This window comes from Methylobacterium sp. Leaf466, from assembly GCF_001425565.1.
In the GTDB taxonomy this organism is placed as follows: domain Bacteria; phylum Pseudomonadota; class Alphaproteobacteria; order Rhizobiales; family Beijerinckiaceae; genus Methylobacterium.
Genome location: NZ_LMRC01000001.1, coordinates 149,903 through 175,447, shown reverse-complemented (window position 1 = coordinate 175,447; position 25,545 = coordinate 149,903). Strand labels below are relative to the sequence as shown.

The following is a 25,545-nucleotide window of genomic DNA, read 5'->3' as shown; positions in this document are numbered from 1 at the left end:
CTCGACGGCTACTTCCGGGGCGCTTTCTTCAAAATAGCCGACTTCGCTATCTACAGGCCGATCTCAGCAGTGAGGTTCTCGCTGAACAACACGCCATCGCGAACGTAGCGGCGCAAGGTCGTGAGGCTCGCATGCCGGGTCTGGCGGGCGATCTTGATCTCGCCCATCCCAGCCTGCGCGGCGCTGGTGGCGAAGCCCGCCCGCAGCGAGTGACCGGCGTAACTGGCGGGCGCATCGAGCCCGGCGGTGCTGGCCCGGCGCTGGACGATCAGGGCGACGGCCTGCCCCGAGAGCCGCCCGCCGAGGCGGCCATGCCGGTCCACCCCGCGAAACACCGCCCCCTCGCTGATTCCCGCGGCGGCCAGCCATGCCTCGTAGGCGGCGGCTGGGCAGGTCGCGCGGCCGGTGCGATTGACCGGCAGCACCGCGCCTTCGCCGCCCTGGTCGGTCTTCGAGCGCCGGATCACGATCCGCAGGCCCTCGGGCTGCACCGTGATGTCGGCGACATCGAGGGCGACGAGTTCGGATCGGCGCAGGGCGGCGGCCATGCCGACGAGGAGCAGGGCGCGGTCGCGCCGATCGCCGAGCTTGTCTCCTATCTGATTCAGGACCTGTTTGAGCCGGGGAATTGTCAGCGCCTCGGCGTGGCGCTGAGCGCTGCCGTGCCGGTTGCGCAGGCCGCGCATCACGTCGGCGATGGCCGAGTGCCGAGTGTCCATGAGGAATCCGGCCATGCGGTGGGCCACGGCGATGGCGGAGAGTCGCCGAGTCAGCGTCGCGACCGACAGGCGGGTCTCGTGCGCGGCGAGATAGAGCCCGACCGTCGCGGGCGCGGCCGGGAGCAAGGGGAATCCCTGTGCCGTACACCAGCGTTCGAAGTCCGCCCAATCCGAGCGGTAGGCCCTTCTCGTGTTTGCTGACCGGGCGTTCTCGGCGAGCCCGGCGGCGCGGGCGGCCAGCGCATCGAGGTCGAGGGCAGGGCCAAGGGTACCCTCGGACGGAATCAGAAGCGCGGTCATGCCTGGACCGTCCGGGTGGGGAGGCGGCTCCGGTGTCCGCGCATCACGTCCAGGCAATCGCCGAGTGCGTCGAGGAGCAGCCGGGCGCGGGTGGTGTCCTCACCCTGCGCACGCAGGTGCACGAGGCGGATCATCTGCTCCCGATGATAGCGCATCCCGTCACCAATGAGACGGCCGAGTCCGTCGTGCGTGCCTTCACCCGATCCTGTCATGCCGCCGCGCGCCGCAGGCGCCCTCCCTCTGGGCTTCGATAACCGACATTATCGCGGGTCAGAGTCCGTTGCAACACCTGATATCAGAAATCTCACTTCTGATACTTGAAGTCAGTTTAAACCGGGCTATCTTCCTGATACCCGATGACAGGCATCGGACATCAGGAATCACATTATGGATGCGACCACCGTCTCCGAAATCCAGGCCATCGCGGAGGCCGCGCGCGCGCAGGAGGAGGGCGCGCGCAAGCTCGCCGAGCGCGCCGAGCGCCTGCTGACTCTCATCACGAAGCAGGCGGCCAACTCACCCGAGACCGCCGACCTCAAGCGCGCCGATGGCCGCCTCACCGAGGCGGGCGTCGCCGCCGTGAACGCGGCCTTCGATTCCGGTGCGACCGTCACCGAGGTCTCCAAGCAGTTCGGCATCCACGTCTCGGCCGCCTCGAACCGCCGCACGATCTGGCTCGCTCACAAGGCCACCAGCCTCAAGGCGTAGCGCCGCTCATCCATCCCGTTCGCATCAGCCAGGAGCCGCATCCCATGATTCGTACCGCCAAGGCCAGCACTCTGACGGCGCTCACCATGACCATGAGCAAGGCCCGGCGTCTCGGTGGTCCCGAGGCCGCCGCCCTGCGGTCCGCCGCCGCCGTCAGACTCCAAGACCGCTTCCGGCAGGCTCATCCCGATCCCGTCGCCGGGGCCTGCCACGGCACCATCGCTCTGATGGATCACTGCCGCTACGAGCAGACCGGCACGCGCCGGAAGTCGAACCGGAGCCGACAGGCGATCAAGAACCACGGCGAGATCGGGTTCATGACCCTGGTCGCGCTGTGCAAGAGCGAGAGGTCGGGCTTCACGCTGCTGGTCACGGGCGGCCTCGGGGTCTGCACCATCGAATCCCTCGTGCTGGCGCATTTCGAGCGGTTCCCGACCAAGGCTGTCGCGGCGGCCAAGGCCTACCTCCTCGCCCACGGCATCCCGCTACCGCACTGAGGAGAGTCCGATGGCTCATCGTCAGACCCTGAAAGACGCCCGGTTCCGCGTGCTCGGATACCTCGACACGGATTTGGATGGGGGACAGGCCCTCTCCGATGCGCAGTTCCGTCGCCTCGGCACGTACGATCCGAAGACCAACGTCACGAAGGATTCGCAATTCCGGAAGATCGGGCAGGGAAATCTGCTCACCACGCTTCTGCCAGGGCGGTAACACAAGTGCTGCGCCGGATCATTTGCCAAATTTCGAAGCTTCGGAAATCAAGGCGTCCAGCACTTTGGAAAGTTTAGACATGTCGTATGAACCGGACGCCAGCGTTGAAGCATCTTGTTTCATAAAGTGGCGATCATAAGTTTCTTTGTACTCTAGCGCCCCATGCCACATGTTGATGTCTTTTTTGTAGTTGCTCCAGATTACCCGAGCCGTAGGGTATTCGGGCAGATCAAGATCGAGATAGCACTCAATGGCGGCCGCTCTCCCGTTGATGTCGGAATTCAAAAGCCCCTCGGGACCGAGCGCTGGGAAGCTGCGCAGTTCGTCGATCTCAGGTAAGACCATCGACCGCAGATTGCTTGGCATTTTCAAGTCTTGAAGCTTGCGGTAAGCGTCAATCCCCTCCGCATCATTGTCGAGTAAGAAAAGTACTTGGTTCTGAATATCGATACGCAACAAGCCTTCGGCAAACCGAACAAGGTTGCCGGTTCCCCAGAAGTGGTGTCGTTCGTCGCCATCAATAAAGCGGAAAAAATCCGTCACGTCAGGACGTAGAAGGTCGAGCGCCCGGCGCAAGATGCGTGCATCCGATGCACCTTCAGTTGCAATTAAAATTGATTGTGTTCGGCGCACACCAGCGTCAAACACTTCGCGGTTAACCCATCCTGAATCCACAATATCACCGAACTGCCACAACACTTCGGCGTCAGCATTTTGTATATTAAGCGCAAAAATCAGCAGCATCGATGGAGCGCTAAGTAAGCAAATCTTCGCGGAAAGGAAACTGGATTCAGACCAATACATGTCAGAATTTTCGGCCCAGGGCACACGAGCAAAGCTTTTGGAGTGCGCTACAAAGCGCCCTTGGGAGACCGTGTCTCGATCGTCGGTTTCGTAATCAATATAAGTGCTGGCGAGACTGTTTAGCGGAAAAAGGTTAGCGAGAGCGCAAAATTCATCAAAGGCTAAGTATTCCGTTTTATATTCGTCGCCCATCAATTCTGTAATTTTTACCGCCTCGGCGACAGCGGCCTCGTACTCCAAGCGGGCGCTCCCCAACGTGTGCCCAAGGACTTCTAACCTTGGAATGACCCGAGCAAGAGGCCGCCTGAAGGCAGTCTCACGCTCAGCTAGATCGTCTTCCTCCTCAATGGGATGGCGATTGTAGTCGTAGTTATCTCCATCATACGCCCGACGAACGACATCAGTTTTTTGAAATAAATAACCGTAGTCATTCCCCATAATATTTTTGGCGTAGTCAAGCGAGACTCCGCTTACCATCAATTCTATAGACGTACCCATGGTGCACCTCGGTTCGTACGATCTCTGGACCAACGTCACGAAGGACGCGCAATTCCGGCGGATTGGACACGGGAATCTCCTCACTACGCTCCTGCCCCAGCGGTGACGCGGGTGTAGGCCCGGCGGGTGTTCCGCGCTCAGGCGCTCTCGGAAAGCCCAGCCGTGTTGCCGAGGCGACAGGACAAGCCGCAAGCTTCTGACGTTCAAGCGGCTGCGGCCGCGACAGCCGCATCCTGGCTGCTCTCCCAGGTTCTAAGGCGGTCGATGCCTGTCCGGTGGTACCGGGGGCTAACTTCGATGGATACGAACCCGCGGCCGTTCCGGACTGCTGCCACCGCGGTGGTACCGGAACCGCCAAAGGGGTCGAGTACGACACCACCCGGACGGGAGCAGGCATTCACGATGCGCTCGACCATTTCGACTGGCTGTGGGCAGGGGTGATCGGGTCGCGCCTTGGCGTTGTGCACGAGGCTGGTGAAGCTCCAGAGGTCGCTCGGATTGGCACCGTAGGGGTTGGTACGTTTGCCAGTGGTTTTCGGCGGCACACGCACCGCATCGAGGTTCCAGACGAACCCCTTCGCCCGCTTTGTACACCAGAGCCATCGCTCCGTGAGTTGCGTGAATTTTGCAACCTGCGGCAGTCCAGTGTGATGGTGCCAGACGATAGTTTGGACGAGGGTCAACCCAAGGTTCTTGATAAGGGGCCAGTACAGGTACTCAAGTGGCAATGTCCCGCCATCTGGGTCCCGCGTGTTGCCTACGTTGAGCCAGAGGGAGCCATCGTCGGCAAGCAGGCGAACCGCCTCGGTCAGCCATGCCTGCGCAAAGGCCCGGTAATCCACCAGGGGGAGCTTGTCCCGGTAGGAGTGATAGCGCTTGCCGAGATTGTAGGGCGGCGAGGTCACGATCAGATTGACCGAACGTGCCTCGATTCCACGCATCACGGTGATGCAGTCGCCCTGCACGAACTCGCGCCTCGGTGCGAAGTCGCTGTTTGCCGAACCAGACTGGTATTCGTCCTCGTCCGCCCGGAGCGCGATGGGCAACCCCATTGCCGACATGCAAGCAGTGAGCGTTTTGAGGTGACCCCGGCCGTGCTCGACCGCAATGATTGCAGGTTTGGAGATTCCGGCTCGCTCACTCAACACCCGTTGCGAAATCCGCAGACGCTTCCGGTGTGACACCAGCCAAGAGCCAACACCGGTATTGGTCGGCTGCTCCAGAAACCGATGCTCCAGCACGGACAGCACCAGCAGAAGCGGAGCGAGAGTACCACGGCCGCCCTCCAGACTCTGGACCGTGGCGACATCTACCCTGGCCCGCGATGCGAGCGCCTTCTGGGTCAGCTTACGGCGATGTCGCGCGGCACGGAGTTCAGTACCAAGCGTGCTGGAGGCGGGATTCGCAGAGGGTAGATTCATTGACCGCGCGAACCCGGACAGAGCGTGAAATGTAAGGGCTCATACGGTAGAAACCTTGACCATTCATGGCGCTGAGTCTTCGAAGCTATCGAGCGACGCGATGCGGCTGCGTAGGGGCGGTCTACGCCGATGAACCCTGTTACTCACGCGAGTAACAGGACGCTCAGCTTGCAGGCATATGCCGAACCATCGGCAATAGAGGCAATCGCATAAATATCGGATGCGCTTCAGCGAAATCTTCAATCTCACCGAAACCGAAGCAACGGGCATTATTGAGCCCATTGCACCATCCGAATCCCGGCCCGCTTCCCATCAGTTCAAATCGGAGCCCAAGCAACGCTACCAGGGCGTAAAGGGGGATTCCCGCTGGCAGACGCCGCCGAAGCGTCGTGAGCCGACAGCCCCGGTGCCGATGACCTGAAACAGGGGATCACAGAGATCGAATAACTTGAGCGTCATCTCGCCACGAGCACACGACGTGGAGGAGCCAGAGATTTGGAGCGATCCGCGTCTGTTCATTTATGTACGCGTCTCGCGTTTTCTCGTTAATCGAATTGACGAACCGAGAGAGGTTTCGAGTGCTGATCAGCTTAGTAACTTGAAATAGATTGCCCGATTTGGTCAAAGTGATGACTCCGCCTATCGCGTCTTTTGCCGCGGTGTATTTATCCCGCATGATTTCCCGGCGGGAGAGGAGAACTATCTTGATATACGGACATCAACTTCTAAGAATTTTCGAGCGCCTGCATGCTCTTGGACTGGCGGAGTCACAGCGTTCATTCGCGACACGTTGGTGTGGGATGGGGGAAGACTTTCTGCGGGACCACGCGAGACGCGATAGAACGACTGCACGCGTCTCCTCGCGCACCGTCACGCGCCTACGTGCACGACTGGCGGAAGCTGCTCATCTGCTACCTGCCGATGTAGCGGCACAGGTTCGAGAGATCGATCAGGAGATCGTACGCGACATTCACATAGCCGATCTTCTCGGGCGCCGATCAATCGCGACCTGAACCCGCGCCCCATGCCCTGGCAGTTATTCTCGACGATTCACGGCGCACAATTTCTTTGACTCGACGGAATCACTCTTGAACGAATCGAACCTCAAAATTCGCATTTAGCGAAGGGGTTGAGGGAGCGATAGCGACCGAGACATCCTGAGGCGCTGGCCCTGTTTCGTTTCCGTGTCGAGGCCGTAAGCGGCGAGACGCGGCATTGTATCGGGATCGAGCTTGCGAGGTCCCGATTGTCTCATCGAGACCTGTCGAGATGAGAGCTATTCTCATTGTATATACAACGTTGTCTTCTTTTTCTTCCTTAGAACACAATAGACAATGAGAAAGATATTGATGGCAAGGCGTCGATTCGAGTAAATCTCTGTGTACAAACAAAACCACGGAGATACAAGTGACATCGACAAAGACAAATCGTAAAAGCGAACCACTGAAGCCCTGCCCACGCAAAGACGGGATTCAGGTGATGCAGTTCCAGTTTTTCGATAACGACACATCGAAGACCAAGGGAGCGAGCCAGCACACGATGATGCTGGAGGCGTACTGCGAGGGACGCCTGAACCTGTTCAACCCGTATTGGAAGCGCACAGTCCAACTGATCGATCCGAAGCTCGTCATCAAGTGGGCTGACAAGAAGCTGGTCGAGGGCGAGATGACCCCGGAAATCCATGAGACCTACAAGCTCACATACGAGACTGCACAGACCATTGCGGAGAACGACCAGACCGAGTGGGTGAAGATGGGTCACATCGGCTCGAAGCGTGAGAACAAGCGGTACATCGGCCAATTCGTTCTGGTCAGCCGGGACAAGGACGGGCCGATGTCCTGTGTGGTCTTCATCGACGGCGATGTGTTGGCGGCCGGGCGATTTCAGCATGATCTGCGGGCGAAGCCCGGCACGGGTCGCCGCAAGGCGTATGCGTTCTACGACCCTACGGACATGTACGGGGCGATGCAGCGCGAGCAGGCACAGATTGCCGGAGCTTCCAGCCGTGCCGCTCCTGAGCCTCCTGAGGCCAGCTTAGGAGGCATGCCATGGCAGTGACCACGAATGCTACCGCAGAACTCGAATCCCTGCTCGAACTCGTCGCCACGCAGGACGCTCGTATCGCCGCGCTGGAGGCGGAGAACGACTTCCTGCACCGTGAACGCATCCTTTATCGGGAAGGCCCCCAGGAGCTTCTGAGGCAGTTTTCAGGGCCATCCGCAGGTGAGCCCACCCCACCGGGTTACGGCCGCGGAAACTCAGGCCAACTTATCATCCTCGATCCCGAACTGTTGTACCAACGGCTGAGAGAGCAGCGCCTCGGTCTCTGAATCGGCTCGTTTCGATCATGAAGCGGTTCATCCACGCCTTCAGGGCTGGACCAGTGATAGTCTTCGGATTGAGAGCAGGCGGGTGATTGGGGCGTTTCGAGCTAACGGGGGCCTCAGCCTCCTCAGCAGGCTCCTCGACCTGTTGCTCTGATGTCACATGGATGCACGGCTGTGCATCCTTAGAAGACTCAAGAAGGATTTGAGAAGAAAGAGAAAAATCGTTTTCGAGGTCGTGGCGTCTGGCTGAACGGTCGAGCCAAGCAGCCCAGCCAGGATTCAGGATTCGGATGACGTTGGTGTCCCGACGCCGACGCTGGATTCCGATCAGGCGGTACTCGGAGAGGACGCGCAGGGCGTTCTGAGCCGCGCGCTTACAGACCCTGGCCCCATGAGCCAGGAACTCGACCGTCACGTCACAGACGCCGAAGGGAGACTTCCGGACGAAATGGCAGATTCGAGCGATCACGGATTTGACCGCTGGCGTGAATCGCGCGTGCTGAACCAGTTTCGCGGGGATGGTCGCGACCTGGGACAGATAGGACCGTGCCGCTCGCCGATTCCTGTCTCGAACCTGTCGGGCCGAAGTCAGGACACGCCCCTTCTTCGGCGCTGACGGCATCGGGGGCAGGTGCGAGGCGATCTGGCCGCGATCGGCAATCGCCATGCGACGAGACCGGATCAGTTCCTCCAGCAGGCCACCGGCTTCGAGGTCGATGATCGGGTTGTGCCCGCCGTAAGCCTGGATGACCTCGCGCGACAGCGCATCGAGCGCGTCCGGAACCGCCGCGGCGATGCGGGCTCGCAGGCCCTGAACGTATTCTTCCATCCACTTCGACCCCATTCATGAGGCCGAGCGCGCATAGGTTCTCGATCAGAGGACTAGACCTCCGGCGAAACCTTCAATATGACGGGGACTGTTCACGACCCCATTTCGAATCCAACCCGGTCAGCCCTTGCAGGGGCGGCCGGGTTTTTCGCGCGCTCGACGCGAAGCGGGAGTCATGACAGGGAATTCTGAATAGGGCAAGCTGGGAGGCTTGGCTAGTCTATACTGTAGTATATTTAATAATAGGTCTACAGTATAGAAAACCTGATAGCCTCGAATTTGACAGGCTCGCGAATCGGTTTATCTTGTACGTTGGTCATCGGATAGTTGAGATACGATTCGGCAAGGTCTTCCCGGTAGATTCCGGGTTCCTACTTGGAGCCGGACTCGTGGTCGCGACCTTCATCCTGTTTCACAATCCGGCCGAGTACGCGGACGGACGACGGGTCCACAGATCGTTCGTGCATTTCCGCTCCCAAATCCGGAAGGGCAGCACGACCTACCAGATCATCGAGATGCTGATGCAGGAGACGCATCACCCGCTGAACACCTACAAGCGGCGCAACGCCGCTGAGTTTTGGCTCTGGCTCCGAGCACGCAAGATCGATCCGCTGTTCACAGTCTCGGCCAGCCGCCACGAGGGCATGCTGCTACTGATCACGTTCTTGGACGACGCACAGGCGTTCGAGTGGAAGATGCGCTGGGGGTAGGCCGCGGTGCCTAAGCACGGTGCCTATGCCAGACTGAGCTCAAGGCTAAGTGATTGATTTCAATGGTAAAATGGTGGTAGTGCCGCAAGAGGGATTCGACTCCCAGCACCCGCAGCGCTCACCGCACCGGCGCACCTCGGTGGGACCGTTCTCGCACATCTTTGTGCGCCGGAACAGTTCAAGGCGACGGCTGAGCCTCTGGTGCTCGGCATCCGTCTACACTGAATGGAGGTGAGGATTCGAAATAATAAGCAATCGGGCAGCGACCTACCTTCGCCCGGTAGATCATTGGCGTTCAACAATAATTTGCGGTGTACGCTCTCGTTCGGCCGTGGCTGCAACGACCTACGCCTCGTTCCCATCACGGTACCCGCTTCCGTTTCTATATGCGGTCCACTCTGATAGCAGGGCCGACAATGGAGCGAAGGACTTCGAGCCATGGTGCTCGATGTGATCAGCCTGGATCGGCTGGGGCATTATCTGGGTCGAGGCATCCGCTTGCGTCGGACTAAAAGGAGCCCGCGAACGCGAAGATCAGAGCAGATCAGCGAAGCCGATAGGATGACCCCCGCAGGCGGCTGGTCTCGGCAAAAATTCACTAGCAATAATTTCCGACTTGGGCTCAAATCTGTGTCCTAAATTCGTACGCCCCGAATCAGAGGAGGGTCGTGTGAGAGTGTTGATAGTGATCTCAGCGTTTTTCGTTGGTGTATCGTCGGCACTTGCGGTCGATACGCAAGACTTGATTGGGAACTGGCGACTTGTAACTGCTACCCGATTGCTCGTGGATACCAACGAGGTGATCGACGCTTATGGCGGACCAAGACCCACGGGCTGGCTAAATTATAGCTCGGATGGCCGAATGATGGTAGTCGTGGCCCACGAAGGGCGAACAAAACCAGTAGCCAACGATAAGATGACTGATGAAGATCGCGTTGGACTACATAAAAGCTTCTTTGCGTATGCCGGAACATACACCTTTGATGGCAAAAATGTTACTCATAAAATAGATACATCCTGGAACGAAGTCTGGTCTGGAACTTCTCAGGTTAGAAGTGCTGAGTATAAAGACAACAAGCTAGTTATCGCGACCCCGCCGTTCCGCTTTAACGTCGATGGGAAGATGAGCGTTCTCACGCTAACTTATGAAAAATATCCATAGACTACAATCTTTGCGGCACTAAGTTTAAGAATAGTTGACTTCGTAAAACAATAGTATGGGAGGTTCAAATGTTTCTCAGTATTTTGAAGCGGGCGGCGTGTGTATCGGTGGCGCTGCTTATTCCTGCGCTTGCCTTCGCGGAACCTTCCAAAGATGAAGGCCAGAAGGCGGCTGATCGTTGGGACCAAGCCTATAATGCTGGTGACATGGAGAAGCTGGGCAAGCTCTACACATCAGATGGGATGGTCGTTCCGAAAGGAGCACCTGTAAGCGGAGAGAACATTTCGAAATTCTTTGCAGGACTCAAGAGTAAGGGGTTTGAAGACCACAAGACCACGGTCAATTCTGTCTTGCCGAAAGATAAAGTGGTCGTCGTCACCGGTCGGTGGGAGATGATGGGACCCGGAGAGGGCGGCGCCAAAAAGAAGTTCGAGGGAAACTGGATTAATGTAATGGAGCGCCAAGGCGACGAATGGCGAACAGTGCTTCATACTTGGAACTAAATGGGTATTAGTTTAGCTTATTGAATAATCGGAGGGATGAAGGTCGAAATTTGCGACCTTCATCCCTGACCTCATCTAATACGAGTGATTCCAGTTTAGAAGGTGGGAATTTGAAAAAATAGCCAACCACCGCGTGACCTATCCCGCCCGCTTCCAGCTCGTGGCCGCGATGAATCCTTGCCGTTGCGGACAGGCGCTCGAGCCCGGCTACGCCTGCCGGCGCGGGCCCAACGACCGTTGCGTCGCCCAGTACGGAGCCCGCATCTCCGGGCCGCTCCTCGACCGGATCGACCTGCGCATCGAGGTCGGCGCGGTCACCGCCGCCGACCTGATCCTGCCGCCGCCCGCTGAGGGATCGGCCGAATGCGCCGCCCGTGTCGCCGCCGCCCGGCTCATCCAGACGGAGCGCTTCGCCGCCCGCGGGCTCACCGGCGTGATGACCAACGCCACCTGCCCGGCGAAGGTGATCGAGGAGGTCGCCGCCCCCGATGCCGAGGGGGCGACGCTGATCCGCGACGCGGCCGAGGCCATGCGCCTGTCGGCGCGAGGCTTTCACCGGGTGTTGCGGGTGGCGCGCACCCTGGCCGACCTCGACGGCGAGGCGAGGGTGCGGCGCCTCCACCTGGCGGAAGCGCTGTCCTACCGCGGCCGGTCGGAACGGGCCGTCGCCGCCGCCTGAACGTTCCTGCGGCGGTGGCCTATTCCGCCGCCTGCCGCGAAGCGTAGCCGAGGCGCTCGTTGAGTTCGCCGAGCAGCTTGATCGCCGCATCCGCGATCACCGTTCCGGGCGGGAAGATCGCCGAGGCGCCGGCGGCATGCAGGGCCGGGTAGTCGCCGGGTGGAATGACGCCGCCGATGACGATCATCACGTCGCCGCGTCCGGCCTCGTCGAGGGCGGCCTTGAGCTCCGGCACCAGGGTGAGGTGGCCGGCGGCCAGCGACGACACGCCGACGATGTGCACGTCGTTCTCCACCGCCTGGCGCGCCGCCTCGGCCGGGGTGGCGAACAGCGGCCCGATATCGACGTCGAAGCCGAGGTCGGCGAAAGCCGAGGCGATCACCTTCTGGCCACGGTCGTGCCCGTCCTGGCCCATCTTGGCCACGAGGATGCGGGGGCGACGCCCATCCGATTCCTCGAAGGCTTCCACGAGCTTCCTCACCGTCTCGACCACCGGCGACATGCCACCCACCTCCCGCTTGTAGACGCCCGAGATCGAGCGGATCTCGGCCCGGTGCCGGCCCCAGGCCTTTTCCAGCGCCTCGGAAATCTCGCCCACCGTCGCCTTGGCGCGGCCGGCCTGCACCGCGAGCTCCAGCAGGTTACCCTCGCCGGTGGCGGCTTTGGTGAGGGCCGCTAGTGCCGCGTCGACGTCGGCCTGGTTGCGCTCGGCGCGCAGGCGCTTGAGCTTGTCGATCTGGAGGGTGCGGACGTTGCCGTTGTCGACCCGCAGCAGGTCGATGGCACGCTCGTCGTCCGGCTTGAACTTGTTGACGCCGACGATGGTCTGGCGGCCGGAATCGATCCGCGCCTGGGCGCGGGCGGCGGCTTCCTCGATGCGCAGCTTGGGGATGCCGGCCTCGATCGCCTTGGCCATGCCGCCGAGTTCGTTGACCTCGCGGATGTGCTCCCAGGCGCGGGCCACGATGTCCTGCGTCAGCTTCTCGACGTAGTAGGAGCCGCCCCAGGGGTCGACGACGCGGGTGGTGCCGCTTTCCTGCTGCAGGAAGAGCTGGGTGTTGCGCGCGATGCGCGCCGAGAAGTCGGTCGGAAGGGCCAGTGCCTCGTCGAGCGCGTTGGTGTGGAGGGACTGGGTGCCGCCTTGCGTCGCCGCCATCGCCTCGATGCAGGTGCGGGTGACGTTGTTGAACACGTCCTGCGCGGTCAGCGACCAGCCCGAGGTCTGGCTGTGAGTGCGCAAGGGCAGCGACTTGTCGGATTTCGGATCGAACTCCTTGACGAGGCCGGCCCAGATCAGGCGCGCGGCCCGCATCTTGGCGATCTCCATGAAGAAGTTCATCCCGATCGCCCAGAAGAACGATAGGCGCGGCGCGAACTGGTCGATGGTCAGGCCGGCGCCCAGGCCTGCCTTGATGTATTCGACGCCATCGGCGAGCGTGTAGGCGAGCTCGAGGTCCTGCGTCGCCCCGGCCTCCTGCATGTGATAGCCGGAGATGGAAATGGAATTGAACTTCGGCATGTTCTTCGAGGTATAGGCGAAGATGTCGCCGATGATCCGCATCGACCCCTTCGGGGGATAGATGTAGGTGTTGCGGACCATGAACTCCTTGAGGATATCGTTCTGGATCGTGCCGGCGAGCTTTTCGGGCGGCACGCCCTGCTCCTCGGCCGCGACGATGTAGAGGGCGAGGATCGGCAGCACCGCGCCGTTCATCGTCATCGACACGGTCATCTCGTCCAGCGGAATGCCCGAGAACAGCGTGCGCATGTCGTAGATCGAATCGATCGCCACGCCGGCCATGCCGACGTCGCCCGAGACGCGCGGATGATCGGAATCGTAGCCGCGGTGTGTGGCGAGATCGAAGGCCACCGACAGGCCCTTCTGCCCGGCCGCCAGGTTGCGGCGGTAGAAAGCGTTCGAATCCTCGGCCGTGGAAAAGCCGGCGTACTGGCGGATGGTCCAGGGCTGGGTGACGTACATCGTCGGGTAGGGCCCGCGCAGGTAGGGCGCCACGCCGGGATAGGTCTTGAGGAAGGTGACGCCCTCGCGGTCGGCCGGGCCGTAGTGGCCCTTCACGGGAATGCCCTCGGGCGTCATCCACGGCTCGCCCGTCGGCGGCGCCGGCGCCGGGATGGCGTCGGCCGCGTAGGGGACGGTCGCGAAGTCGGGGATGCGGGACGTCATGGGCGGGTGCTCGTGCGGCGACAGGTTGTGCGGCATTATAAGCAAGGCCGCCCTGCGGGCTACTCCCATCGGCGTCGGCGCGCTCGCGCCCGGTCCCGATCCGGCGCGCGGCACGGTGCCGGGCCGTCGCGGGACGCGAGCCAACTTACGCGTTCGTCGATCAGCCCCGTCAGACGCTCGCGCCGGGCATTGCGCCGGCCGCAATCGCCGGGGCAGTCGCTGCCGCCGCCGGGATCGCACTGGACGATCGCCAGCACCAGGACGGCCAGCGCCAGAACGCCGAGGACCACCATCGGCAAGGCCACCCCGAGGCCGACGAGGGCCGCCAAGACGAGTTTTCCGCCGAGCGACCCGGCGACCTTCAGCTTCACCATGACGGCGAAGCTCCCACCGGCGCCGGCGAGCCCCCTCGTGACCCGTGCGATCCAGGTGCGCATCCTCCTGCGACGGGCCAGAGCCTCCAGGCGGGCGAGTTCGCGCCGGATGCGCCGGACGGCGGTATCGTCGTCACCGAGACTGACCTGATGCGGCAAACGGCAGCGCCCTCCACGAACCCGGAAGCGGAATCGATCATGAGGAGCTTAGGGAAGAACGGGGCCGACCTGAACCCGCGGCGCGTGACGGTCCGCCGGACGGCCGCGAGGGGGCACGGCCTCGATCCGTCGCAATTTTTCGGATCCCGTTGAGCAAACCTGAAGGGGTTGAGCCGTACCGTGGTCTCCGGAAACCGAAGGAGACCGACCCATGAGCGATTCCATTGCCGGCCTCGCCACGTCGATCATGGCCGACAAGGCCTCGGCCCTGCGCGGGTCGTTCCAGACCGCCGCCCTGCGTCAGCAGGGCGACAGCGAGAGGGCGATCGCGGGCCTGATCCAGGAGAGCGCCGAAACGCAGAGGGCCGCGCTGCCCGAAGGTCAGGGCAAGGCGGTCGACATCCTTGCCTGATGGCAGGGACGGACCCTCTCGCGCGGCGTGCCGGTCACGGGTCTGCCCCCGACCGAAGCGACGCGCCAAACCCGCAGGGGCCGGTGGCGGGGCTCGATCGAGGGAGAAGTCTGCGGTGAACGTCGTGCGGGCGCGCGGGTCGGCGCGCACCGACTTGGCGGCGGTGGAGCCGTCGATCAGTTGAGGTAGGTGCGGATCCAGTTCGGGGAGAGGATCTCGCCCTCTTCCGTGATGATCCAGGGCTGCTTGGCCGGGTCGGTGAGGGCGCCGGCGGCGGCTTCGATGGCCTCGCGCAGGGTGTCGAAGCGGGCCGGCTGCGCGACGGGGGAGGCGGCCGGCGCGGTGCGCCAGATCGTCAGGTCCGCCGGGCGTTCGAGGGCTTCGGTTTCCATGGTCTTCAGGGTCCTTGTTGGGGGCTGGCCGTTGCGGGCCCGCCGGGTTCGTCGAAGGGTGAGCCCCGGCGTCGCGAGGCATGTGTCGGGGATGATGGAAGCATCTGTGAGGCGATTTCGCGATCAATTGGGGCCGTTCGGCCACGATCGTCGCGTCATCCCCGGTTTCGTTCATCATGAATTCACCACGATGCTCGAAACCGTCGCCCCGGACCGCTCCTCTTGTTCGTCTGATCGCAGAATGATCAGAAGCCGTGTCCAATTCGTTACCGCCGATGACGCCGTGACACGGTGCGTGGACGCACAGTCGTCGATCGGCGCCACCTCACCGGGCCATGTTCCCCTGGTTGAAGGAATCGCGGTGAACGACCAGTTAACGAAGCGTGGCCGCGAAGGCACAGGGCCCCGCTGACCGAAGGAGTTGAGACGTGCCGGACCGGTTCGTGCGGGTCGCCTGGACCGCCGCCCTCTGCCTTTTGGCGCTGTACGTCCTGCAGCCCTACGTCAGCGGCTTCCTCTATTCGGCCGACCGGCCCCGGGCCGTCCTGGCGCGTGGCGACCTCGCCCCGGCCGAGACCTCGACGGTCGACCTGTTCGCCCGTGCCAGCCCCTCGGTGGTGCACGTCTTCGCGCAATCGGCGGCACAGGGGCGCGCGCTGATGGAGCCCGACCCTCAGGACGGCCAGGGCAGCGGCCAGCAGACCGGAACCGGCTTCGTCTGGGACGCGGCGGGACACGTCGTCACCAACAACCACGTGGTCGCCGGGGCGACGCAGCGCGGCGGTTCGATCTCCGTGCGGCTGTCGTCCGGGGACGTGGTGTCGGCGAGCGTGGTCGGCACCGCACCGAACTACGATCTGGCCGTCCTTCGCCTCGGCCGGACCACCACCATGCCGCCGGCGCTCGCCATCGGCACCTCGGCGGACCTCAAGGTCGGCCAGTCCACCTTCGCCATCGGCAACCCCTTCGGCCTCGACAGCACGTTGACCACGGGGGTCGTCAGCGCGCTCCAACGGCGCCTGCCGACGGGTGAGGGCCGCGAACTCTCGGGCGTGATCCAGACCGACGCGGCGATCAACCCCGGCAACTCGGGCGGTCCGCTGCTGGATTCCGCCGGGCGGCTCATCGGCGTCAACACCGCCATCTATTCGCCCTCCGGCGCCAGCGCCGGCATCGGTTTCGCCATCCCCGTCGACGTCGTGAACCGGGTGGTGCCCGAGCTCATCAAGAACGGGCGCACCCGCAATCCCGGCATCGGTATCATCGCCGGGCAGGAGGCCACGGCCGCCCGGCTCGGGATCGACGGCGTCGTGATCGTGCGCGTGATCCCCGGCTCCCCGGCCGCCGCCGCCGGCCTGCGCGGCGTCGACATGCAGACCGGCGACATCGGCGACGTCATCGTGGGCGCCGGCGGCAAGCCGGTAAACCGCCTCGCCGATCTCACCGCCGCCCTCGAGGCCGCCGGAATGGACGCGCCGGTGGACCTGGTGATCGAGCGCGACGGCCGCACCCGCAGGGTGCGGGTGACGACCGCCGACATCGCCCAGGCCCGCCTGTGATGTTCGCGGGCGCTCGACGCCCGAGGCCGCGTCACCCTCCGCAGGCAGTCCGCGCCTGACCGGCGTCGCGGACTGATCCCGGGTGAGGGATGCTACAACGGCCGGACCACCGCCTGGCCAAGACCACCATCAGGACGATCTCCCGCCCATGCCTCCGTTCCACAGATGACCCTGCTCTTCGGCGCCCTCGCCCTCCTCGGCCTGTGGTGGTGGGGAGGGAGCCTCCTACGCCTCGCACCGGCGCTGCGCGCGAAGGTGATCGCGCGGATCGCGGCCTTCGGTGCCCTGGCGCTGGCCGCCCTGTTCCTCGTGAAGGGACGGTTCGACCTGGCGCTGGTGTTCGGGCTCGGCGGGGCCTGGGCGCTCGACGGCGCTCCGGCCCTGGCCCTGCGGGCCCGCAGGGTCTTCGATCGTGCCCGGCGCTGGCGCCCGACGATCTCGGCCGGAGTGGTCCGCCCGGTGATCGGCGCAGACGGATCGATCGTCGACGGCACCGTGATGGCCGGGCCGGATGCCGGCCGCACCCTCTCGACGCTGCCGCGGGATTCCCTCGTCGCCCTGATGGCCGCCTGCCGCAGGCGCGATCCGCGCAGCGCCGACCTGCTAGAGGCGTATCTCGACCGCCGGCACGCCGGCTGGCGTGTAGACGCTGAGCGCGACTCCGACCCGCGGCCGGGCCGTCCGCCGGACCCAGGGGCGATGACGCAGGAGGAGGCCTATCAGATCCTGGGGCTTGAGCGCGGGGCGACCCTGGACGAGGTCCGCACCGCCCACCGGACGCTGATGAAGCGGTCCCACCCCGACCAGGGCGGAACCGTCGAGGGTGCGGCGCGCATCAATGCGGCCAGGGACAGGCTGACGAACCGACATCGCTGATACTCCACGCGCGTTGCCAGGGGGACATTCGGAACGGATCGTTCGGGCAGGTCGTATCGCGCACGCACGGGCGCCTTTCGCGTCCGTGCGCCTGACGAGATCGCGCGAAGGCAGGCGCAGGGTCGCGCCTGGACTTCAGCTACGGGTGGCGAAGCAGTTGAAGCCGTTGCGCTTCAGGGTGTTGCAGGCGTCCTGCGCCGCATCCTGCTCGGAGAATCCCGAGAACCGCGCCCGGTACAGCGTGGCGCCGCCGTGCTCGACCTTCACCGTGTAGGGGGAGGCCTTGGCGAGCGCTCCGCCGCCCCGCGAGCGGGCGGCGCTGAGCATGGACTTCGCCTTGTCCTCGTCGTCCATGGCACCGAGCTGGATGACCCAGGCGGTGGGGGTGACGCGCGGCAGGGCGGCGGATTTCGCGTCGGACCGCGCCTCGGCGCGGGCCGGCGCGTCGACGGAGGCGAGGCGGGCCTCCACCTTCCCGGAATTGGGGAAGGCCGGCTGGCTCGGGATCGCGGCGTAGGCCTGGGCGCTGGCGGTGGCGCCCAGGCGCGCCTTCGGGGCGGCGCTTCCGGGGGTGGTCGTGCGGCCGGGGCTGATGTCGAGGGGCTCGTCGGCGTTGGTCGAGGCCGTGGTGTCGACATCCTCGTCGTCGGCGGCGGAGGCGAACTGGGTGCGGGTGCGGGCGGCGGCATCCGCCACCACCGCCGGGCGGGCGCGCTCGGCGACCTCGACGATGGCCGGCGCCTGGCGGCTGCCGGCATAGGCGCGCGGCAGGCTCTGGCGCACGAGGTCGGCCATGATCCGGTCGCGGCTCGCGCCCGACTTGCCGCCGAGCACGATCGCCACGATCTGGCGGTCGTCGAGCTTGGCCGCGGTCATCAGGTTGAAGCCGGAATCGCGGGTGTATCCGGTCTTGATGCCGTCGACCCCCTCCACCGTGCCGAGCAGCCGGTTGTGGTTGCCGATGGTGCGGCCGTGGAAGGCGAAGGAGCGGGTCTGGAAGTAGCGGTAGTAGCGGGGGAAGCGGTCCTGGATCGCGCGGGCCAGGATCGCGAGGTCGCGGGCGGTGGTGATCTGGTCGGAATCGGGCAGGCCGGAGGCATTGACGAAGTTGGTCCGGGTCATGCCCAGCGAGCGGGCCTTGCGGGTCATCATCTCGCCGAACCGGCTCTCGGACCCGGCGATGTTCTCGCCGATGGCGCAGGCGACATCGTTGGCGGACTTGGTGACGATGGCCTTGATCGCGTCCTCGACCTCGATGGTGCCGCCGGCACGGAAGCCGAGCTTGGACGGCGCGCGCGCCGCGGCGAAGGCCGAGACGGTGAGCGGCGACTCGAGGGTATAGCGACCGCGCTCGAGCTGCTCGAACAGCATGTAGAGGGTCATCACCTTGGTGATGGACGCCGGATGCCGCAGCGCATCCTCGTTGACCGCGTGCAGGGTGCGCCCGGTCTTCACGTCGACCACGATGGCGGCGTAGGGCGGGTTGTAGCCGCCCGCGGGGCGGTGATGCCGGCTGCGGCGGGCTTCGGCCGAATCGGTGGTCACGGCGACGATGGCGGTGGCGGCCAGAAGGGCGGCAAGGGTCCGCGACGGCCGGGTTCGGTTGGGAACGCTACGCATCACGACACACTGTCCTCGGGCCCTGTCGGCACGGGGCCGACCGGCGACGCAAACCGACTGGAGCGGGACGCGGCCCTGCGGCCGTCTCCCTGCAACATCTGTCAATCAGGCTAGGAGGATGCGGTTACGGGCGGGTTAATGCAGCGCCCGCAAATTGCTCGCACATATTGCGACGCAGCATGAGCCTTGACGGGAAATGGTGCGGTGCACATAAATCGTGCGCGGGGCGACCCCTGCCGGATCGCCGATGGCGCCTGCGCGTCTTTCTCGCCTCAAGAAGGCATGCCCGCGAGGGCATGACGACCCCATGATGACCAACCCCCTCGACAAGGCCGCCTTCGACACGCTCCGTGAGACGGGCCATGGCGGCATCGGCGCGATGCTCAAGGCCGTCGGTACGTTCTCCCGGACCGCCCAGACCATGGGCATCGAATCCGTGGATTACGCCAAGCAGTCGATGATCCACGCCAATGAAACGATGAAGGCGCTGGCCAAGGTGCAGACCCCTCAGGCGGCCATGGAGATCCAGACCACATACCTGAAGGGCTCGTACGAGCGGCTGATGGATCAGGCCAAGCTGATGGCCGACCTCTACCAGGGTCTTGCGAAGGACCTGACCAAGCCCGTCGAAGGCCGGGTCCGGGGCGGGCTCCCCGCGGCGGTCTGAAGAAGGCATCGATCCAGCCGTCACATCAGGTCGTTCGGAGGGCGCCGTGGTGCCCTCCTTTCCGTCGTGGAGGCGAGTGGCACGGGCGGGAGGCGTAACGCCCTCGGGGCCGCCGATCCGGACAAGTGCGCGCAGCCGACTGGCGCAGGGCGCGGACGCTCTATAGATTGACGGCGAAGCGAGCGCGCCTCGCCGGCGCGACCCGCGGACCAGCAGCTTCACGAGCAGCATGCCGCACGAACGGGTCGATTCGAGTCAGATGGTTCACGTCCTGCCGCCGGGCGACGGCCCCTTGCGCCCCCACTCGGGCGCCGACCTGTCCGAGCCTCGCGCTTCGGACCCGCGCGATCCGGGCGGCAGCGACGACGGCCGCTCGGGCACCGCCATCATCACCCGAACCAAGACGCGGACCAAGCGCCCGAGCCTCTATCGGGTGCTGCTGCTCAACGACGACTACACGCCGATGGAGTTCGTGGTCCACGTCGTCGAAAAGTTCTTCAACAAGTCGCAGGAGGACGCCTACCAGATCATGATGCACGTGCATCATAATGGCGTGGGCGAGTGCGGGGTGTTCACCTACGAGGTCGCCGAGACCAAGGTGACGCAGGTCATGGACTTCGCACGCAAACATCAACATCCTCTCCAGTGCGTCATGGAAAAGAAATAGGCATCCCACTCAGAGGCCCCGCTTTGCCCAGCTTCTCTCGCAGCCTAGAACAAGCTCTCCACCGCGCCCTCGCGCTCGCCGGCGAGCGCCGGCACGAATACGCGACGCTGGAGCATCTCCTGCTCGCCCTGGTCGACGACCAGGACGCGGCGGCTGTCATGCGGGCCTGCAACGTCGAGGTCGACACCCTCAAGCGCAGCCTCGTCGAATATGTCGACACCGAGTTGTCGAACCTGATCGGCGACGGCCGCCAGGACGCCAAGCCCACCGCCGGTTTCCAGCGGGTGATCCAGCGGGCGGTGATCCACGTGCAATCCTCCGGACGCGAGGAGGTGACCGGGGCCAACGTGCTGGTGGCAATCTTCGCCGAGCGCGAGAGCCATGCCGCCTACTTCCTGCAGGAGCAGGACATGACCCGTTACGACGCGGTCAACTACATCAGCCATGGCATCGCCAAGCGTCCGGGCGCTTCGGAGACCAAGCCGGTGCGCGGCGCCGAGGAGGAATCCGCGGCCGAGCGGCCGAGCGGCGAGGAGGGCGAGCGCACGAAGAAGAAGGGCGACGCCCTCGACGCCTATTGCGTCAACCTCAACAAGAAGGCTCGCGACGGCAAGGTCGACCCGCTGATCGGCCGCGAGACCGAGGTTTCCCGCACGATCCAGATCCTGTGCCGGCGCCAGAAGAACAACCCGCTGCTGGTGGGCGACCCCGGCGTCGGCAAGACCGCGATCGCCGAAGGCCTGGCCCGGAAGATCATTCACGGCGAGGTGCCGGAGGTTCTGCTCGACGCGACCGTGTTCTCCCTCGACATGGGGACCCTGCTCGCCGGGACCCGCTATCGCGGCGACTTCGAGGAGCGTCTCAAGCAGGTGATGAAGGAGATCGAGGCGCACCCCAACGCGGTGCTCTTCATCGACGAGATCCACACCGTCATCGGGGCCGGAGCGACGTCGGGCGGGGCGATGGACGCCTCGAACCTCCTGAAGCCGGCACTCGCGAACGGTAGCTTACGCTGCATCGGCTCGACGACCTACAAGGAGTATCGGCAGTACTTCGAGAAGGATCGCGCCCTGGTGCGCAGGTTCCAGAAGATCGACGTCAAGGAGCCCTCGATCCCCGACGCGATCGAGATCGTGAAGGGCCTCAAGCCGTATTTCGAGGAGTTCCACAAGCTCAAGTACACCACCGAGGCGGTGAAGGCCGCGGTGGAACTGTCGGCGCGCTACATCAACGACCGCAAGCTGCCCGACAAGGCGATCGACGTGATCGACGAAACCGGCGCCTCGCAGATGCTGCTCCCGGAATCTCGCCGCAAGCGCACCATCGGCGTCAAGGAAATCGAGGCGACCATCGCCACGATGGCCCGCATCCCCCCGAAGACCGTGTCGAAGGACGATGCGGTGGTGCTCAAGAACCTCACGGAGAACCTGGGCCGCGTCGTCTATGGCCAGTCCAACGCCATCGAGGCGTTGACCTCGGCGATCAAGCTGGCGCGTGCCGGCCTGCGCGATCCCGACAAGCCGATCGGCTCCTACCTCTTCGCCGGCCCCACCGGCGTCGGCAAGACGGAGGCGGCCAAGCAACTCGCCGCCAGTCTCGGCGTCGAGATGATCCGGTTCGACATGTCGGAATACATGGAGCGTCACACGGTGAGCCGCCTCATCGGCGCCCCCCCCGGCTACGTCGGCTTCGACCAGGGCGGTCTGCTCACCGACGGCATCGACCAGAACCCGCACTGCGTGCTGCTGCTGGACGAGATCGAGAAGGCTCACCCGGACCTGTTCAATATCCTGTTGCAGGTGATGGACCACGGCAAGCTCACCGATCACAACGGCAAGCAGGTCGATTTCCGCAACGTCATCATCATCATGACCTCGAACGCCGGGGCCGCCGACATGGCACGTTCGGCCTACGGGTTCACGCAGACGAAGCGGACGGGCGACGACGTCGAGGCGATCAACAAGTTGTTCGCGCCGGAATTCCGCAACCGGCTCGATGCGATCATCTCGTTCGGTCATCTGCCGAAGGAAGTCGTGGCCAAGGTGGTGGACAAGTTCGTCCTCCAGCTCGAGGCGCAACTCGCCGACCGCAACGTCACCATCGAACTCTCCGACGAGGCCCGCGACTGGTTGGTGGAGCACGGCTACGACGACGCCATGGGCGCCCGCCCGATGGCGCGTCTGATCCAGTCGACCATCAAGACGCCGCTGGCCGACGAGGTACTGTTCGGGAAGCTGAAGGACGGCGGCGCGGTGCGCGTGGTCGTCAAGCCGCCGGTCGAGGGCGAAAAGGACGGGCTCGGCTTCGATTTCCCGGCCGGCCCCGTGACCCCGAAGCCCGAGAAGGACGTGGCCAACGCCGCCAAGCGCCACAAGAGGGTCAAATCGCGCACGGTGGTCCGCAAGAAGGATGACGGCAAGGACAAGGGCGGCGGTTCCGGCAGCGTTCGCACGGTGCCCAAGGTCCCGCTGGTCAAGGCCTGAGTCGACATCTCCGCCGACGGCGATTAGCAAGCGCCGGGATGCGCCCCCGCGAGGGCGCATCCGATGGTGGCGAGGATGGTTTCGCCTCGTCGGATGGCAAACGAAAGGGATGACCGATGAGCGACTTGCATGAGGGTCCCCTCACGCCCGTCTCCGTCGCTCCCTCGCAGGCCCTCACCGCGCGGGAAAAGCGCCGCCGACGCCGCACCCAGCGTCATCGGTTCGAGGAGATCCTGGGCTGGATCGTCGTCCCCTTCATCCTCTACGGGATCTGCTGGGGCGTCAGCGCCGGGTTTGACGTGCTCGGCACGACGCCGGGAACGGTCTGGGACCAGATGATGCAGGTCAAGCAGATGATGGAGAAGCGCGGCTGAGGCCGCGTTTCGAGTCCGTCGCTTTGCGCGGTCGTGGCGCGCTCAGCGCCTCCTGAGGGCGTGGACGGAAAACAACGCGTCGGCGTCGGTCCAGACGCTGACCGGCTCCCAGCCGGCCTCTGCCGCCAAATCGCGAAACGTCGCGACGGTGTACTTGTAGCTGTTCTCGGTGTGGATTGACTCGCCTTTTGCAAAGGAAAACGTCCGGCCGCCGATGGCGACGGATTGGTCGTCCAGGCTGACGAGATGCATCTCGATGCGGGAGGCCCGCGGGTTGAAGAAGGCCCGGTGCGCGAAGCGAGCGACAGCGAAGTCGGCTCCGAGTTCCCGATTGATCCGGTTCAGCAGGTTGAGGTTGAACGCTGCCGTCACGCCGGCCGTGTCGTCGTAGGCCGCCTCCAGAATGTCGACGTCCTTGACCAGGTCGACGCCCACGATCAGCGTCGCACCACGCCCCAGCACGCGCCCGAAATGCGCCAGGAGGTCGGCTGCCTGGGGCGGTTCGAAGTTTCCGATCGTCGAGCCGGGGAAGAAGCCGGCGACCGACTGGCCGCACAGGCCGTCGGGCAAGGTGAAGGGCCGCGTGAAATCGGCCGCCACGGGCTCGATGCCGAGATGCGGGAAGTCGACCGCCAGGGCGTCGGCCTCGCTGCGCAGGAAGCTCTCCGAAACGTCAACCGGCACATAGGCTGCCAGGTCCGGCAGGTGCCTGAGGAGCCGGCGGACCTTGACGGTGGACCCGCTCCCGAACTCGACGAGATCGGCCCGCCGTGGCAAGGCGGAGGCGATCGCCGGCCCGTCGGCGTCGAGGATGCCGAGCTCCGTCCGGGTCGGATAGTACTCCGGCTGGCGGGTGATCGCCTCGAACAGGTCCGATCCGGCAGCATCGTAGAAGTATTTGGCCGACAGGTACTTCTGCCGCGCCGAGAGCCCCTCGACGACGTCGGCGAGGAACTGGCGTTCCGGATCGACGGACGCGAGAGGGCTCGCGTTCGTGAAGACGGGGTTGATGGTCACGGCTCGTCTCCAAGAACGCGAGGACAAAAAGAACGCGAGGACAGTAGGAACGCGAGAATGAACGCTGGGGGCTAGATCAGGCGTTGGCGTCGGCGAGCCGAAGCCCGGTGAACTGCCAGCGCTGGTGCGGATAGAAGAAGTTGCGATACCCGGTACGCGCATGGCCCAGCGGCGTCGCCACCGAGGAGCCACGCAACACGAACTGGTTCGACATGAATTTGCCGTTGTACTCGCCGAGCGCACCAGCGACCGGGCGATAGCCCGGGTAGGCCGTGTAGGCGCTGCGGGTCCATTGCCAAACCGACCCGAAGGCGTCGGCGAGCAGGCCTTCGCGGGCGGCGACTTCCCATTCGAACTCGGTGGGCAGGTCGCGCCCGGCCCAGCGGGCATAGGCATCGGCCTCGTAGTAGCTGACGTGCGTGACCGGCAGGGTCGGCTGGATCGGCCGGCGGCCGGCCAGCGTCATGCTCGACCACCCCTCTTCCCCGTGCTGCCAATAGCCCGGGGCCTCCCACCCTTCCGATTGCGCCATGATCCAGCCGTCGGACAGCCAGAGTTCGGGACGGGCATAGCCGCCGTCCGCCATGAACGCCTGCCACTGAACATTGGTCACGAGGGCGCGGTCGATGGTGCAGGGCAGGATCAGGGTGTCGTGGCGCGGCGATTCGTTGTCGAAAGAGAAGCCATCGCCCTCGTGGCCGATCCGGGTGACGCCTCCCGGCAGCGCGACCGTGCCGGCGACGGCCTCCGGGGCGGGAAAGCGCCAAGTCTTGTCGTAGGCCGGGTTGAGCGGGTTCTGCCCGAAGGCGTGCAGGATATCGGTGATCAGCAGTTCCTGGTGCTGCTGCTCATGATACAGGCCGATCTCCAAGACGGGCAGCACCGACGCGAGAACCGCGTCGGTCGCCTGCGTGATCAGGTGTTCGACCGCCCGGTCGACATGGGTACGGTAGGCGCGGACCTCCTCGGCGTTAGGCCGGGTGATGAGACCCCGCATGATCCGCGGCTGGCGCGGGCCGGCGGCGACATAATACGAATTGAAGAGGTAGTGCAGGCGCTCGTCGTAGACGGAGAAGTCCGGCAGGTTGTCCCGCAGCAGGAACTGCTCGAAGAACCAGGTCGTATGCGCCCGGTGCCACTTCGTCGGGCTCGCATCCGCCATCGACTGGATCTGCTGGTCCTCTGCCGACAGCGGAGCGGCCCGACGCTCGGTCTCGTCCCGGACGTGCCGAAACGCGGCGATCCAGGCCGCTCGATCGATCGGGCGGGCGGCCGGGGAGGGCGGCGGAAACGTCGGACGCGAGAGAGGAGCGTCGCGGAATGCGGCCGTGGCTGCCATGTCGGATGTCCCTTGGTCGCGGTGGGACACCACATATGTGTCGGCCCCGT

The 25,545-nt window shown here is 64.3% G+C and carries 27 protein-coding genes and 1 pseudogene; 17 read left to right on the top strand and 11 right to left on the bottom strand.

The annotated features are described in order from the left end of the window. Positions 1–50: 50 nt before the first annotated feature. On the bottom strand, positions 51–1,019 hold the full coding sequence (locus ASG59_RS00735; RefSeq protein ID WP_082528561.1) for a site-specific integrase: 969 nt from the start codon (positions 1,017–1,019) through the stop codon (positions 51–53). Continuing rightward, complete coding sequence (locus ASG59_RS20190) at positions 1,016–1,174, bottom strand: hypothetical protein (RefSeq protein WP_156399062.1); 159 nt, start codon at positions 1,172–1,174, stop codon at positions 1,016–1,018. The genes ASG59_RS00735 and ASG59_RS20190 overlap by 4 nt, the downstream gene beginning before the upstream one ends. Positions 1,175–1,406: 232 nt before the next feature. On the opposite strand from ASG59_RS20190, the gene ASG59_RS00730 reads away from it, so the two are divergent. The 3 genes from ASG59_RS00730 to ASG59_RS00720 are packed head-to-tail and all read left to right on the top strand — an operon-like array spanning position 1,407 to position 2,438. Then, complete coding sequence (locus ASG59_RS00730; protein WP_056406417.1) at positions 1,407–1,727, top strand: hypothetical protein; 321 nt, start codon at positions 1,407–1,409, stop codon at positions 1,725–1,727. A gap of 44 nt (positions 1,728–1,771) precedes the next feature. Continuing rightward, the gene (locus ASG59_RS00725; RefSeq protein WP_056406415.1) at positions 1,772–2,224 is read left to right on the top strand and encodes a hypothetical protein; all 453 of its coding nucleotides are present in this window, start codon (positions 1,772–1,774) and stop codon (positions 2,222–2,224) included. Positions 2,225–2,234: 10 nt separating this feature from the next. Then, positions 2,235–2,438: a hypothetical protein gene (locus ASG59_RS00720; protein ID WP_056406413.1), complete on the top strand. Its 204-nt coding sequence runs from the start codon at positions 2,235–2,237 to the stop codon at positions 2,436–2,438. 18 nt (positions 2,439–2,456) lie between these two features. On the opposite strand, the gene ASG59_RS20185 is transcribed toward ASG59_RS00720, so the two are convergent. After that, positions 2,457–3,740 (bottom strand): HEPN/Toprim-associated domain-containing protein, encoded by a 1,284-nt coding sequence (locus ASG59_RS20185; RefSeq protein ID WP_156399061.1) that lies wholly within the window; start codon positions 3,738–3,740, stop codon positions 2,457–2,459. Positions 3,741–3,943: 203 nt separating this feature from the next. Continuing rightward, entirely contained in the window at positions 3,944–5,161 is a 1,218-nt protein-coding gene (locus ASG59_RS00715; protein ID WP_082528560.1) for a DNA methyltransferase, read from the bottom strand. A gap of 220 nt (positions 5,162–5,381) precedes the next feature. On the opposite strand from ASG59_RS00715, the gene ASG59_RS20180 reads away from it, so the two are divergent. The 3 genes from ASG59_RS20180 (at position 5,382) to ASG59_RS20175 (ending at position 7,491) form a co-directional block, all read left to right on the top strand. Further along, on the top strand, positions 5,382–5,582 hold the full coding sequence (locus ASG59_RS20180) for a hypothetical protein (protein ID WP_156399060.1): 201 nt from the start codon (positions 5,382–5,384) through the stop codon (positions 5,580–5,582). Positions 5,583–6,640: 1,058 nt separating this feature from the next. Continuing rightward, on the top strand, positions 6,641–7,219 hold the full coding sequence (locus ASG59_RS00710; protein WP_056406410.1) for a hypothetical protein: 579 nt from the start codon (positions 6,641–6,643) through the stop codon (positions 7,217–7,219). Further along, complete coding sequence (locus ASG59_RS20175; protein WP_156399059.1) at positions 7,210–7,491, top strand: hypothetical protein; 282 nt, start codon at positions 7,210–7,212, stop codon at positions 7,489–7,491. Before ASG59_RS00710 ends, ASG59_RS20175 begins: the two co-directional genes overlap by 10 nt. Here ASG59_RS20175 and ASG59_RS20170 read toward each other — a convergent pair. After that, positions 7,433–8,317: a hypothetical protein gene (locus ASG59_RS20170; RefSeq protein ID WP_156399058.1), complete on the bottom strand. Its 885-nt coding sequence runs from the start codon at positions 8,315–8,317 to the stop codon at positions 7,433–7,435. The two genes, ASG59_RS20175 and ASG59_RS20170, sit on opposite strands and share 59 nt — an antisense overlap. 389 nt (positions 8,318–8,706) lie before the next feature. Between ASG59_RS20170 and ASG59_RS00705 the strand changes: the two genes are divergently transcribed. The 4 genes and pseudogenes from ASG59_RS00705 to ASG59_RS00700 all read left to right on the top strand — a co-directional run. Then, positions 8,707–9,027 carry a hypothetical protein gene (locus tag ASG59_RS00705; RefSeq protein WP_056406408.1) on the top strand — a complete coding sequence of 107 codons (321 nt, stop codon included), beginning with the start codon at positions 8,707–8,709 and terminating at the stop codon, positions 9,025–9,027. A 670-nt stretch (positions 9,028–9,697) separates the two neighbouring features. Next, positions 9,698–10,189 (top strand): lipocalin-like domain-containing protein, encoded by a 492-nt coding sequence (locus ASG59_RS19590; protein ID WP_082528559.1) that lies wholly within the window; start codon positions 9,698–9,700, stop codon positions 10,187–10,189. 68 nt (positions 10,190–10,257) lie between these two features. Beyond that, the gene (locus tag ASG59_RS19585; RefSeq protein WP_082528558.1) at positions 10,258–10,692 is read left to right on the top strand and encodes a nuclear transport factor 2 family protein; all 435 of its coding nucleotides are present in this window, start codon (positions 10,258–10,260) and stop codon (positions 10,690–10,692) included. A gap of 121 nt (positions 10,693–10,813) precedes the next feature. Then, positions 10,814–11,371 (top strand): annotated as a pseudogene (locus ASG59_RS00700) (ATP-binding protein); the annotation flags it as partial. Positions 11,372–11,390: 19 nt separating this feature from the next. Here the strand turns inward: ASG59_RS00700 and scpA are convergent. Further along, positions 11,391–13,556, bottom strand: a complete 2,166-nt coding sequence (gene scpA, locus ASG59_RS00695; RefSeq protein WP_055884680.1) for a methylmalonyl-CoA mutase — start codon at positions 13,554–13,556, stop codon at positions 11,391–11,393. 59 nt (positions 13,557–13,615) lie between these two features. After that, a complete protein-coding gene (locus ASG59_RS00690) occupies positions 13,616–14,089 on the bottom strand; it encodes a hypothetical protein (RefSeq protein WP_056406406.1) in 474 nt (157 codons plus the stop codon). A gap of 211 nt (positions 14,090–14,300) precedes the next feature. Between ASG59_RS00690 and ASG59_RS00685 the strand changes: the two genes are divergently transcribed. Beyond that, entirely contained in the window at positions 14,301–14,501 is a 201-nt protein-coding gene (locus ASG59_RS00685) for a hypothetical protein (RefSeq protein WP_056284921.1), read from the top strand. Between the two features lie 176 nt (positions 14,502–14,677). On the opposite strand, the gene ASG59_RS00680 is transcribed toward ASG59_RS00685, so the two are convergent. Then, positions 14,678–14,893, bottom strand: a complete 216-nt coding sequence (locus tag ASG59_RS00680) for a hypothetical protein (protein WP_055883866.1) — start codon at positions 14,891–14,893, stop codon at positions 14,678–14,680. A gap of 428 nt (positions 14,894–15,321) precedes the next feature. Here ASG59_RS00680 and ASG59_RS00675 point away from each other — a divergent pair, with 428 nt between their 5' ends. Then, on the top strand, positions 15,322–16,452 hold the full coding sequence (locus ASG59_RS00675; RefSeq protein WP_055883861.1) for a trypsin-like peptidase domain-containing protein: 1,131 nt from the start codon (positions 15,322–15,324) through the stop codon (positions 16,450–16,452). A 165-nt stretch (positions 16,453–16,617) separates the two neighbouring features. Continuing rightward, entirely contained in the window at positions 16,618–17,328 is a 711-nt protein-coding gene (locus ASG59_RS00670; RefSeq protein ID WP_056406404.1) for a DnaJ domain-containing protein, read from the top strand. Between the two features lie 135 nt (positions 17,329–17,463). On the opposite strand, the gene ASG59_RS00665 is transcribed toward ASG59_RS00670, so the two are convergent. Then, positions 17,464–18,948, bottom strand: a complete 1,485-nt coding sequence (locus tag ASG59_RS00665; protein ID WP_056406402.1) for an SPOR domain-containing protein — start codon at positions 18,946–18,948, stop codon at positions 17,464–17,466. Between the two features lie 307 nt (positions 18,949–19,255). On the opposite strand from ASG59_RS00665, the gene ASG59_RS00660 reads away from it, so the two are divergent. From ASG59_RS00660 to ASG59_RS00645, 4 genes are all read left to right on the top strand, one after another. Beyond that, positions 19,256–19,615: a phasin family protein gene (locus tag ASG59_RS00660; RefSeq protein ID WP_244475586.1), complete on the top strand. Its 360-nt coding sequence runs from the start codon at positions 19,256–19,258 to the stop codon at positions 19,613–19,615. A 259-nt stretch (positions 19,616–19,874) separates the two neighbouring features. Beyond that, complete coding sequence (clpS, locus tag ASG59_RS00655) at positions 19,875–20,282, top strand: ATP-dependent Clp protease adapter ClpS (protein ID WP_244475585.1); 408 nt, start codon at positions 19,875–19,877, stop codon at positions 20,280–20,282. Between the two features lie 23 nt (positions 20,283–20,305). Continuing rightward, on the top strand, positions 20,306–22,765 hold the full coding sequence (gene clpA / locus ASG59_RS00650; RefSeq protein ID WP_056406400.1) for an ATP-dependent Clp protease ATP-binding subunit ClpA: 2,460 nt from the start codon (positions 20,306–20,308) through the stop codon (positions 22,763–22,765). Positions 22,766–22,881: 116 nt separating this feature from the next. Further along, positions 22,882–23,139 (top strand): hypothetical protein, encoded by a 258-nt coding sequence (locus tag ASG59_RS00645; protein ID WP_056406398.1) that lies wholly within the window; start codon positions 22,882–22,884, stop codon positions 23,137–23,139. Positions 23,140–23,181: 42 nt separating this feature from the next. On the opposite strand, the gene egtD is transcribed toward ASG59_RS00645, so the two are convergent. Together egtD and egtB are read right to left on the bottom strand one after the other, a co-directional pair. Next, positions 23,182–24,156: an L-histidine N(alpha)-methyltransferase gene (gene egtD, locus ASG59_RS00640; protein ID WP_056406397.1), complete on the bottom strand. Its 975-nt coding sequence runs from the start codon at positions 24,154–24,156 to the stop codon at positions 23,182–23,184. 76 nt (positions 24,157–24,232) lie between these two features. Further along, the gene (gene egtB, locus ASG59_RS00635; protein ID WP_056406395.1) at positions 24,233–25,495 is read right to left on the bottom strand and encodes an ergothioneine biosynthesis protein EgtB; all 1,263 of its coding nucleotides are present in this window, start codon (positions 25,493–25,495) and stop codon (positions 24,233–24,235) included. Positions 25,496–25,545 lie beyond the last annotated feature (50 nt).

Excerpts from the sequence above, each read along its gene's own strand:
- ASG59_RS00735 (WP_082528561.1), bottom strand. The coding sequence starts at position 1,019 with ATGACCGCGCTTCTGATTCCGTCCGAGGGTACCCTTGGCCCTGCCCTC.
- ASG59_RS20190 (WP_156399062.1), bottom strand. The coding sequence starts at position 1,174 with ATGCGCTATCATCGGGAGCAGATGATCCGCCTCGTGCACCTGCGTGCG.
- ASG59_RS00730 (WP_056406417.1), top strand. The coding sequence starts at position 1,407 with ATGGATGCGACCACCGTCTCCGAAATCCAGGCCATCGCGGAGGCCGCG.
- ASG59_RS00725 (WP_056406415.1), top strand. The coding sequence starts at position 1,772 with ATGATTCGTACCGCCAAGGCCAGCACTCTGACGGCGCTCACCATGACC.
- ASG59_RS00720 (WP_056406413.1), top strand. The coding sequence starts at position 2,235 with ATGGCTCATCGTCAGACCCTGAAAGACGCCCGGTTCCGCGTGCTCGGA.
- ASG59_RS20185 (WP_156399061.1), bottom strand. The coding sequence starts at position 3,740 with ATGGGTACGTCTATAGAATTGATGGTAAGCGGAGTCTCGCTTGACTAC.
- ASG59_RS00715 (WP_082528560.1), bottom strand. The coding sequence starts at position 5,161 with ATGAATCTACCCTCTGCGAATCCCGCCTCCAGCACGCTTGGTACTGAA.
- ASG59_RS20180 (WP_156399060.1), top strand. The coding sequence starts at position 5,382 with ATGCGCTTCAGCGAAATCTTCAATCTCACCGAAACCGAAGCAACGGGC.
- ASG59_RS00710 (WP_056406410.1), top strand. The coding sequence starts at position 6,641 with ATGCAGTTCCAGTTTTTCGATAACGACACATCGAAGACCAAGGGAGCG.
- ASG59_RS20175 (WP_156399059.1), top strand. The coding sequence starts at position 7,210 with ATGGCAGTGACCACGAATGCTACCGCAGAACTCGAATCCCTGCTCGAA.
- ASG59_RS20170 (WP_156399058.1), bottom strand. The coding sequence starts at position 8,317 with ATGGAAGAATACGTTCAGGGCCTGCGAGCCCGCATCGCCGCGGCGGTT.
- ASG59_RS19585 (WP_082528558.1), top strand. The coding sequence starts at position 10,258 with ATGTTTCTCAGTATTTTGAAGCGGGCGGCGTGTGTATCGGTGGCGCTG.
- scpA (WP_055884680.1), bottom strand. The coding sequence starts at position 13,556 with ATGACGTCCCGCATCCCCGACTTCGCGACCGTCCCCTACGCGGCCGAC.
- ASG59_RS00685 (WP_056284921.1), top strand. The coding sequence starts at position 14,301 with ATGAGCGATTCCATTGCCGGCCTCGCCACGTCGATCATGGCCGACAAG.
- ASG59_RS00680 (WP_055883866.1), bottom strand. The coding sequence starts at position 14,893 with ATGGAAACCGAAGCCCTCGAACGCCCGGCGGACCTGACGATCTGGCGC.
- ASG59_RS00670 (WP_056406404.1), top strand. The coding sequence starts at position 16,618 with ATGACCCTGCTCTTCGGCGCCCTCGCCCTCCTCGGCCTGTGGTGGTGG.
- ASG59_RS00665 (WP_056406402.1), bottom strand. The coding sequence starts at position 18,948 with ATGCGTAGCGTTCCCAACCGAACCCGGCCGTCGCGGACCCTTGCCGCC.
- ASG59_RS00660 (WP_244475586.1), top strand. The coding sequence starts at position 19,256 with ATGATGACCAACCCCCTCGACAAGGCCGCCTTCGACACGCTCCGTGAG.
- clpS (WP_244475585.1), top strand. The coding sequence starts at position 19,875 with ATGGTTCACGTCCTGCCGCCGGGCGACGGCCCCTTGCGCCCCCACTCG.
- ASG59_RS00645 (WP_056406398.1), top strand. The coding sequence starts at position 22,882 with ATGAGCGACTTGCATGAGGGTCCCCTCACGCCCGTCTCCGTCGCTCCC.
- egtB (WP_056406395.1), bottom strand. The coding sequence starts at position 25,495 with ATGGCAGCCACGGCCGCATTCCGCGACGCTCCTCTCTCGCGTCCGACG.